At 66.0% G+C, this 9,300-nt stretch carries 10 protein-coding genes; 3 read left to right on the top strand and 7 right to left on the bottom strand.

What is annotated here, in order from left to right; genetic code table 11:
• Positions 1 to 1,995: RND family transporter (locus A5699_RS10690; protein WP_067768990.1), on the top strand; the 1,995-nt coding region annotated here is incomplete at its 5' end.
• A gap of 1 nt (position 1,996) precedes the next feature.
• Here the strand turns inward: A5699_RS10690 and A5699_RS10685 are convergent.
• From A5699_RS10685 to A5699_RS10665, 5 genes are read right to left on the bottom strand one after another with little or no spacing between them, the layout of a single operon-like run.
• Entirely contained in the window at positions 1,997 to 2,653 is a 657-nt protein-coding gene (locus A5699_RS10685; RefSeq protein WP_067768988.1) for an O-methyltransferase, read from the bottom strand.
• Between the two features lie 17 nt (positions 2,654 to 2,670).
• Positions 2,671 to 3,141, bottom strand: a complete 471-nt coding sequence (locus tag A5699_RS10680) for a TIGR04338 family metallohydrolase (RefSeq protein WP_067768986.1) — start codon at positions 3,139 to 3,141, stop codon at positions 2,671 to 2,673.
• Entirely contained in the window at positions 3,138 to 3,866 is a 729-nt protein-coding gene (locus A5699_RS10675) for a DUF2786 domain-containing protein (protein WP_067768992.1), read from the bottom strand. Before A5699_RS10675 ends, A5699_RS10680 begins: the two co-directional genes overlap by 4 nt.
• Before the next feature lie 21 nt (positions 3,867 to 3,887).
• Complete coding sequence (locus A5699_RS10670; protein WP_067768984.1) at positions 3,888 to 4,868, bottom strand: hypothetical protein; 981 nt, start codon at positions 4,866 to 4,868, stop codon at positions 3,888 to 3,890.
• Entirely contained in the window at positions 4,865 to 5,704 is an 840-nt protein-coding gene (locus A5699_RS10665) for an alpha/beta hydrolase (RefSeq protein WP_067768982.1), read from the bottom strand. The genes A5699_RS10670 and A5699_RS10665 overlap by 4 nt, the downstream gene beginning before the upstream one ends.
• Before the next feature lie 24 nt (positions 5,705 to 5,728).
• Between A5699_RS10665 and A5699_RS10660 the strand changes: the two genes are divergently transcribed.
• Entirely contained in the window at positions 5,729 to 6,763 is a 1,035-nt protein-coding gene (locus A5699_RS10660; RefSeq protein WP_067768980.1) for a sigma-70 family RNA polymerase sigma factor, read from the top strand.
• Between the two features lie 61 nt (positions 6,764 to 6,824).
• On the opposite strand, the gene A5699_RS10655 is transcribed toward A5699_RS10660, so the two are convergent.
• Positions 6,825 to 7,316 carry a VOC family protein gene (locus A5699_RS10655; protein WP_067768978.1) on the bottom strand — a complete coding sequence of 164 codons (492 nt, stop codon included), beginning with the start codon at positions 7,314 to 7,316 and terminating at the stop codon, positions 6,825 to 6,827.
• 142 nt (positions 7,317 to 7,458) lie between these two features.
• Here A5699_RS10655 and A5699_RS10650 point away from each other — a divergent pair, with 142 nt between their 5' ends.
• On the top strand, positions 7,459 to 8,583 hold the full coding sequence (locus A5699_RS10650) for an NDMA-dependent alcohol dehydrogenase (RefSeq protein WP_067768976.1): 1,125 nt from the start codon (positions 7,459 to 7,461) through the stop codon (positions 8,581 to 8,583).
• 54 nt (positions 8,584 to 8,637) lie between these two features.
• Here the strand turns inward: A5699_RS10650 and A5699_RS10645 are convergent.
• Positions 8,638 to 9,300 (bottom strand): transposase (locus A5699_RS10645; RefSeq protein ID WP_157561191.1); only part of this gene is annotated, 663 nt, incomplete at its 5' end.

The raw sequence follows: 9,300 nt of genomic DNA, 5'->3' as shown, positions 1-9,300 counted from the left end.
ATGTTTCACGGCACCGCGCATGTGGTGCTGGGCTCGGGCCTGACCATCGCCGGCGCCACGCTGTGCCTGCACTTCACTCGCCTGCCGTACTTCCAATCCCTGGGCATCCCGCTGGCCATCGGCATGGTCACCGTCGTGGCCGCCGCACTGACAATCGGGCCGGCGATCATCACCATCGCCAGCCGGTTCGGCAAGACCCTGGAACCCAAGCGCGCCTCGCGGACCCGCGGCTGGCGCAAAATCGGTGCGGCCGTGGTGCGTTGGCCCGGGCCGATCCTGATCACGACCATCGCCATCTCGATGGTCGGTCTGCTGACCCTGCCCGGGTACCGGACCAACTACAACGACCGCGAGTACATGCCGGCCGATCTACCGGCCAACAGCGGCTACGCCGCGGCCGACCGGCACTTCTCGCCGGCCCGGATGAACCCGGAACTGCTGCTGATCGAGAGCGATCACGACCTGCGCAACTCCGCAGACTTCCTCGTGATCGAGCGGGTGGCCAAGCGAATCTTCCAGGTGCCCGGCATATCTCGGGTCCAGGCCATCACCCGGCCGCAGGGAACGCCGATCGAGCACACCTCGATCCCGTTCAACATCAGCATGCAGGGCACGACCCAGACCATGAATCAGAAGTACATGCAGGACCGCATGGACGACATGCTCAAGCAAGCTGACGAAATGCAGGTCACGATCGACACGATGACCAAGATGATCGCGTTGATGGAGCAGATGCGCGACGTGATGAACAGCATGGTCGGCAAGATGCACATCATGGTCGAGGACGTGAAGGAACTCCGCGACCACATCTCGGATTTCGACGATTTCTTCCGGCCGATCCGCAACTACCTGTACTGGGAACCGCACTGCTACGACATCCCGATGTGCTGGTCGATCCGGTCGGTGTTCGACACCCTTGACGGGATCGACACCATGACAGCCGATTTCGAGGAAATCGTGCCTGACATGGACAAGATGAACGCGTTGATCCCGGTGATGATCGCGAACATGCAGCCGATGATCGCCACGATGAAGACGATGAAGACCATGATGCTGACCATGCAGGCCACCCAGGGCGGCTTGCAGGATCAGATGGCGGCCATGCAGGACAACTCGACCGCCATGGGTCAGGCCTTCGACCAAGCCAAGAACGACGACACGTTCTATCTGCCACCGGAGACCTTCGAGAACGAAGACTTCAAGCGCGGCATGAAGATGTTCCTGTCCCCGGACGGGCATGCGGTGCGGTTCATCATCAGCCATGAAGGCGATCCGATGAGCCCCGAGGGCATCAAGCACATCGACGCCATCAAGCTGGCCGCCAAGGAAGCCATCAAGGGCACGCCGCTGGAGGGCTCCAAGATCTACCTCGGCGGCACCGCGGCCACCTTCAAGGACATGCAGGAAGGCGCCAACTACGACCTGTTGATCGCCGGAATCGCCTCGCTGTGCCTAATTTTCATCATCATGTTGATCATCACGCGCAGTGTGGTGGCCGCCGCGGTCATCGTCGGCACGGTGGTGATCTCGCTCGGCAGCGCGTTCGGTCTGTCGGTGCTCATCTGGCAGCACCTGATCGGCCTGGAACTGCACTGGATGGTGCTGGCCATGTCGGTGATCATCCTGTTGGCCGTCGGTGCGGACTACAACCTGCTATTGGTCTCCCGACTCAAAGAGGAGATCCACGCCGGCTTGAACACGGGCATCATCCGCGCCATGGGCGGCAGTGGCTCGGTGGTGACGGCCGCGGGTCTGGTGTTCGCGTTCACCATGATGTCGATGGCGGTCAGCGAGCTGGCGGTGATCGGTCAGGTGGGCACCACGATCGGCCTGGGTCTGCTGTTCGACACCCTGGTGATCCGGGCGTTCATGACCCCGTCCATCGCGGCACTGCTGGGCAAGTGGTTCTGGTGGCCGCAGATGGTGCGCCAACGGCCCAAGCCGGAGCCCTGGCCGCAGCCGATCCAGCGTCAACCGCAGGACACCCTGGCGTAGCTCATCTGACCAGCGCGACGGCGAACCCGTCCCAGCCTTTGGTGCCGACGGTCTGAATGGCCGCGGTGTCCAATCGCGGATGGTCGCCCATCATCTCCAGCATGTCGCGCACGGCCCGCGCCTGCGCATCGTCGGCCGCCGGCTCCAACACCCGGCCGAACCGGGTGATGTTGTCCACCACGATGATCGAGCCAGGGTGGCCCAGCGTGATCGCCCACTCGACGTAGCCGACGTTGTTCTCCTTGTCGGCGTCGATGAAGACCAGGTCGAAGACGTCACCGCGCTCGGCCAGCCGTGGCAGCGTGTCCAGCGCAGCGCCGACGATCACCTCGATGCGGTCGGCGACACCGGCCCGCTCGAAATTGGCCCGCGCCACCTCGGCGTGCCGGGGCTCGTACTCGAGCGTGACGACGCTGCCGTCGGCCCCGACGCCCCGGGCCAGGTTGATGGTGCTGTAGCCGGCGAGCGTGCCGATCTCGAGCACCTTGCGCGCCCGAGACATGGTGGCCAGCAACGACAACAGCTTTCCGTGTTGCGCCGACACCTCGATGGCCGGCATGTCGGCGGCCTGTGCGGATTCCCGCGCCGCGACCAGCGCATCGTCCTCGGTGTGCAGCACGTCGGTGAACATGGCGTCGACATCACGGGGTTCGGTCATGTGCGCCAGGTTAGACCTCAGACCACACCCTCTTTGGCGTAGACCATGCGCAGCACCAACCCGACCTCCGGACCCATGACCGACTCGCACAGCTCGCAGTAGGTGGCCACGAAGTCGGCGCCGTGCGCCGGGCCGTCGGTGCTGAGATGGTGGGCAAGTTCGTGCAGTATCACCAGCTCTCGCAGCGCCCAGGTGTCATGCTCGGGCACGGCGATGGCGGCCTTGCCGTCGATCAGCTCGTAATGCGCCGCGGTGGCCCCGCGCCGGCGGCGGACGGTCAACGGCTGCGCCCCCACTCGGGCGACCACGTCGTCGACGTAGCGCTGCACCGATTCCACGGAGCCGAATTTCGCCTCGGGCGGTAGCGTCAGCGAGGTACCGAAGAAGTCAATGGCCCGCGAACTGTGTTGTGCCGCACGGTCGAACATGGTGCGCACGAACTGTTCGGCGGCATAGACCTTGGCGCGCTGGGTGTCCCGGGCGTTCATCGCTCCAGGGCGCCGCGGGCGCCGGAGATCTCCGTGGTCGGTCCGATCCGTGCGTGACGACCGGCGCGGTCACCGGCCCGCCGGGCGGCCGACGAGTATCCAGCCGACGCACTCGACGCTCGCCAGGTGCCGCGCGCCTGCGACGTCTCCCGATAAAAGCTGCGCAGCTCGATATCCTTGTCCCGCAGGGCGATTGCGGTGCCCGGCCGATCTGCTTCGTCGGCCTCGCGGTGCGCTTCTTCGCGTGCCTGGGTCAGCCGCTGGCCGATGCGCGCACCGAAGGCGAGCTGGAAGTTGAGCCGTGCGGTGATGGTGGGCGTGGGCCGGTGGGCGCCCGAGGCGATGTAGGCCTCGGATGCCTTGACCATCTGCAGCAGCAGGCTGGTGTAGAGCGCGTGGGTGGCGTCGATGTCCTCGGCGAACCCGTAGGCGTAGACGAACGTCGAATTGGACGCCACATCGCATTTCACGTCGTTGGCCTGCCCGATCACCACGAACAACTGCACATAGGTGCGCAGCCCCTTGGCGCCGGCGGCGCCGATGGTGATGGTGCGCTGCACCGGCATCTGTGCCTTGGTCCGCTCGGCCGAATGCGCGCGGGCAAGCGCGAGGTCGATCGAGGTGGCGGTGGCCAGCCGCTGGGCGGCGGCCATGAATGCCTCGGCCTCGTGCTGGTTGTCGGTCCCCTCGGCCTGACGCAGCAGAGCGGCGATCCGCGCCAGCATCTTGTCGCTCACGCGACCAACCTAGCCATCGGCACCGACAAACTTGCCGATGGCGTCCACCACCTGCGGTGACAACGGGCCGGGCTTGCCGTAATCGGCGATGTTGTCGGTGGGATCGTCACGCAGGACGTGGTTGACGCCCTTGAGCTCGACGACCGTGAGCGCGGTGTGCCCCAGCGCGTCGACCAGCGGCCGTTCGGTCGCACAGTTGGCCTGGGCGTCGGAGTCCGAGCAGGTGAGCAGCACCGGCATACCGTCGGGCAGCGCGGCGGCCAGCTGTACCGGGTCGATCTTGTCGGCCTCGATGATCGCATTCAGGTTGTCCCTGTTGACGATCGCGCTCAGACCCTCGGGGAGGTCGGCGGGCACGGTGCCCTTGGTGCGGATCTCCTCGACGGCCGCGAGCCAGGCGCTGAGCACCTCGGGCGCAGCCCCGGCGCGCACCCGGTTGGTGATGATGTCCAGATAGCGACCGCTCAACGGCTGAAAGAGCGCCAGCGAGTGCACCTTTGGTTCTCCGGAGCCGGCCAGGGTCATGGCGTGGATGGCGCCTTCGCCCACCGCGTAGATGGACACCTTCGACGCATCGGTGTCGGGCTGGTCGGCCAAGAACCGCAGTGCGGCGGCCGCGCCCGTGGTGTAGACGCCGCTGACCACCTCGGTCGGCCTCTTCTCGTAGGGGCCGAGTTTGGTGGCCCCGGTGCCGATCTTGTCGTAGCGCAGGCTGGCCACACCGTCGTCCGACAGTGTTTCTGCCAGCTGACGCATGTTGCCGATGGGGCCGACGACCTTGTTGTCGCCGTTGCGGTCGGTGGGTCCGCTCTCGGAGATCAGCAGTGCGGCTGGGCCTTTCGCGCCCTGATGCCGGTAGCTTCCGTGAATGGTGAGACCGTCGGCGTCGAACGTGACGTCGGTGTCGGTCCAGGTTCGGACCGGCTCGTCCGGTGACCCACATCCCGCCACCACCAGCGCTGAAACCAGCGCCACCACAAGCCGTTTCACAGATGTGTCTCGATCCAGGCCGTCACGTCGTCGAGCACCAGTTGCTTCTCGGGTTCGTTGAACACCTCGTGATAGAGACCCGGGTAGACCTTGAGGTGCACGTCCTGCGAGGCGACACATTCGACCAGCCGGCGGCTGCCCTCGGCGAGCACCAGGCGATCTTTCTCACCGTGCACCACCAGCAGCGGCGCGGTCAGGGCCGACGCGCGTTGCGGCATGGTCTCCCCCACGATGATCAGGGCACGCGCGATGCCGGCCGGGACCTTGCCGTGCCAGACCAACGGGTCGGCCTTGTACGCCGCGACCATCTCGGGATCGCGGGAGACCGCGTCGACGTCCAGGCTCTCCACCGGGAGCCCGGGCGCGACCTTGCCGAGCGCCTTGGCCACGATCACCAGCACCGGAGACACCGCGGCCTGCGCGGCGACCGCGGGCCCGGACAGCACCATCGCGGTGTATTCGTCGGGGTATTCGACGCCATAGCTGAAGACGATCCCCCCGCCCATGCTGTGGCCGAGCACGAGTCGCGGCAGCCGGGGGTGCGCCGCGGCGGCGATGCCGACCAGGGTGTGGAAGTCGTCGACATATTCGGCCATGTCCCGCAGGTACACGCGCTTGCCACCCGAACGGCCGTGGCCGCGGTGGTCCAGGGCGTAGACGATGAGCCCGGCCTCGCCGAAGCGCTGCGCGACGTGGTGATAGCGCCCGGCGTGTTCGCCCAGGCCGTGCGAGAGGATGACGACGCCGCGCGGTGTGCCGTCCGGGGTCCACACGTCGTAGACGATGCGGACGCCGCCGACGCCGTCGAAGGTCTGTTCACTGCGCGTGCTGGTCACCCTGGCGAGCGTATTCGATCGAAGTTGTCGGGGGCGCTGCGTAAGCTCGCGAACGTGACGGTCCTCGCTCACCGCCTCGACGACGGCAGCCCTGCCGATGCGTTCCTGGCCGACGCCCAGCGCTATCGCCGGGAGCTGCTGGCGCACTGCTACCGGATGACCGGGTCGCTGCATGATGCCGAGGACCTGGTGCAGGAGACCTATCTGCGGGCCTGGAAATCGTACGCAGGTTTCGAGGGCAAATCCTCGGTGCGTACCTGGTTGTACCGCATCGCCACCAACACCTGCCTGACCGCGCTGGAGAGCAAGCAGCGCCGCCCGTTGCCGTCGGGTCTGGGCAATCCGAGCTCGTCGCCGACCGATGAGATCACCGAACACCACGAGGTCCCGTGGCTGCAGCCGTTGCCCGATTCCGCCGATGACCCGGCGGATCCGAGCACGATCGTGGGGACCCGGGACTCGGTGCGGTTGGCGTTCGTCGCGGCCTTGCAGCATCTGTCCGCCCGTCAACGCGCGGTGCTGGTGCTACGCGAGGTGCTGCAGTGGAAGGCCGCGGAGGTGGGCGAGGCGATCGGGGCCTCGACAGCCGCGGTCAACAGCCTCCTGCAGCGCGCCCGGGCCCAGCTCGACGCGGTGGGCCCCAGCCAGGACGACGAGATCACCGCGCCGGATTCCCCGCACGCCCAGAACCTGCTGCGCAACTACATGGCCGCGTTCGAGGCCTACGACATCGACAAGCTGGTCGAGCTGTTCACCGCCGAGGCGATCTGGGAGATGCCGCCGTTCGACAGCTGGTATCAGGGGCCGCAGGCCATCGGCGACCTGTCCCGCTACAAATGCCCGGCCGAGGAGCCCGGCGACATGCGGTTCATCGCCACGTCCGCCAACGGCCAGCCCGCCGCGGCGATGTACATGCTCAATCGCGAGACCGGCCGGCACGAGGCGTTCCAGCTGCATGTCCTGGAGGTGCGTCCGGGCGGGATCTCGCATGTGGTCGCCTTCATGGAGTTGTCATTGTTCGAGAAGTTCGGGCTGCCCGCTGTTCTTGACGTGGGTTAGCGCCGAGTGGCCAGTTGTGCCACGCGGTCTGGGCAATGGCGTGAACTGGCCACTGAAGCCCTCACTCTGACTTGTACGCCGCCTGCAATGCCGCGATGTCGAACTTGCCGTGGGTGCTGAGCACCGCGGACATCAATCGGGCCTCGGCGGCGTCGTCCCCGGTGCCCAGCAGGTCGTAGTACTCCGTCGGGGTGATCTGCCAGGCCAGCCCGTACTTGTCCTTGAGCCAGCCGCAGGGCAATTCTTCCCCGCCCTCGACCAGCGCGGCCCAAATCTGGTCGAGCTGCTCTTGGCCGGTGACGCGGACCTCCAGCGAGACGGCCTCGTTGAACGTGAACTGCGGGCCGCCGTTGATGCCGACGAAGCGCTGCCCGGCCAGCTCGAACTCGACCACCACCGGCACATCTTGCGGTGACGGCGAATCGGGATGAGAGGCGATGGTCTTGACGACGCGGCCGTTGCCGCCGAATGCGGCGATGTAGTGCTGTGCGGCCTGCTCGGCCTCGCGGTCGAACCACAGGTTGGGGACGATGTGTGCGTTGATCTCGGTCATGTCGAGGTAGACCGGCGCCGCGCCCCCAAGTCATCGGCACCGACGAGGAAACAGCAACTCGACAACGAAATGAAGCTCGCATAGATGCAGGTCAAAGACCAGTTACCCGACAGTACTGCAACCTGTTCTATTATCGCCTCCCATGAAGACCAAAGGCGCCCTGCTGTGGGAACTCAACTCGCCCTTCCAGGTCGACGAGATCGACCTCGGCGATCCCGTCGCCGACGAAGTACAGATCCGGATGCATGCCGCGGGCATGTGCCACTCCGACTACCACATCACCACCGGTGCCACCCCGATCGGCCTGCCGGCCCTCGGCGGCCATGAGGGCGCCGGCGTCGTCACCAAGGTCGGCAAGAACGTCACCGGCCTGGAGGAAGGCGACCACGTCATCCTCGCGTTCATCCCGGCCTGTGGCGAGTGTCCGCCGTGCCTGAAGGGCTTCCGCTCGCTGTGTGACCGCGGTGCCGTGCTGCTCGGCGGTAAGGCCATCGCCGACGGCACCAGCCGCATCCACGCCGGCGGCCGCGAGGTATCGCCGATGAACCTGCTCGGCACCTTCGCGCCGTACATGACCGTGCACAAGGATTCCGTCGTCAAGATCGACAAGGACATCCCGTTCGAGACCGCGGCGATCATGGGTTGTGCGGTGCCGACCGGTTTCGGCTCGGCCACCAACGTCGCCGATATCAAGCCCGGCGAGACCGCCATCATCGTCGGCGTCGGCGGCATCGGCATGAGCGCGCTGCAGGGTGCGGTGATCTCGGGCGCCAAGCACGTCATCGCGATCGACCCCAACGAGTGGAAGCGTGAGCAGGCCATCAAGTTCGGCGCCACGCACGTCTACCCGTCGATGGCCGAGGCCATCGCGCCGGTCATCGACGTCACCCACGGTCTGATGGGTGACAAGGTCATCATCGCCGTCGGTGAGATGAAGGGCGAGTACATCGAAGAGGCCATGATCCTGACCGCCAAGACCGGCACCTGTGTGGTGACGGGCATGGGGTCGATGATGGACGCCGACGTCAAGCTCAACCTGTTCCTGTTCACCATGTTGCAGAAGACGTTGAAGGGCAACATCTTCGGTGGCGGCAGCTCGCACGTGGAGACCCCGCGGCTGGCGGCGCTCTACAAGTCGGGCCTTCTCAACCTCGACGACATGATCACGCGGACCTACAAGCTCGAAGACATCAACCAGGGCTACCAGGACATGTTGGACGGCAACAACATTCGCGGCGTCATCAAGTTCACGGAGGCTGATTGGTAGCACCGCTACCGTGTCGGACTGGTAACGTTCCTCTGCCGAGCAATAGCTCCTATGTCAAGCCGCCGCTGATTGTGGCGGCTTGACTGGGTTTTGGTGGTCGTTGTGAAGTCCTGCGTCGTGGCGTAGGGCTTGGTAGACGCGGCGGGCGATGCGGCGTTTGACGCAGCGACGGGCCGCGGCTTTGGTTTTGCCGGCATCGCGCAGTTTCTGGAAGTAGATCTGCCCGGCGCTGCCGGTCATCCGGATCTGTGTCACCGCGATGCGATGGATGGCGGCGTTGAGTTGACGGTTACCAGCCCGGCTTAGCCGCATCTGCCCGGCGCTGGCGCCTGACCAGGCCGGGATGGGCGCGACGCCGGTGTGGCAGCCGAACGCGGCCTCGCTTTTGAACCGGCCGATGCCGGCGACCTCACCGAGGATCTTGGCCGCGGTCAGCTCCGCGCACCCGGGGATCTGCAGAAGAGTCGGAGCGTGCTGCTGGGCGCTGGCGGTCAACCGCTTGGCCAAGGCGTTGATCTCACCGGTGAGCCGGATGATGTCGCCCACCTCGGCACGGGCGATTTCAGCGACCACGCCCACTCGGTCGGCCAACCAGGCCATCAACGCCTTCTGATGCTTGAGCGCGGTCAGCGAACCCAAGGCCGCGGCCCACTCGGGATCCAGGTCATGAACATGCCACAGCACCCGGTTGATCGCTGAGGTGCGCTGGGCGACAAG

The sequence above is a fragment of the Mycobacterium sp. E802 genome, assembly GCF_001666875.1.
GTDB lineage: Bacteria > Actinomycetota > Actinomycetes > Mycobacteriales > Mycobacteriaceae > Mycobacterium.
The sequence above is the reverse complement of the archived record's forward strand: the minus strand, read 5'-3'. Positions and strand labels throughout refer to the sequence as shown.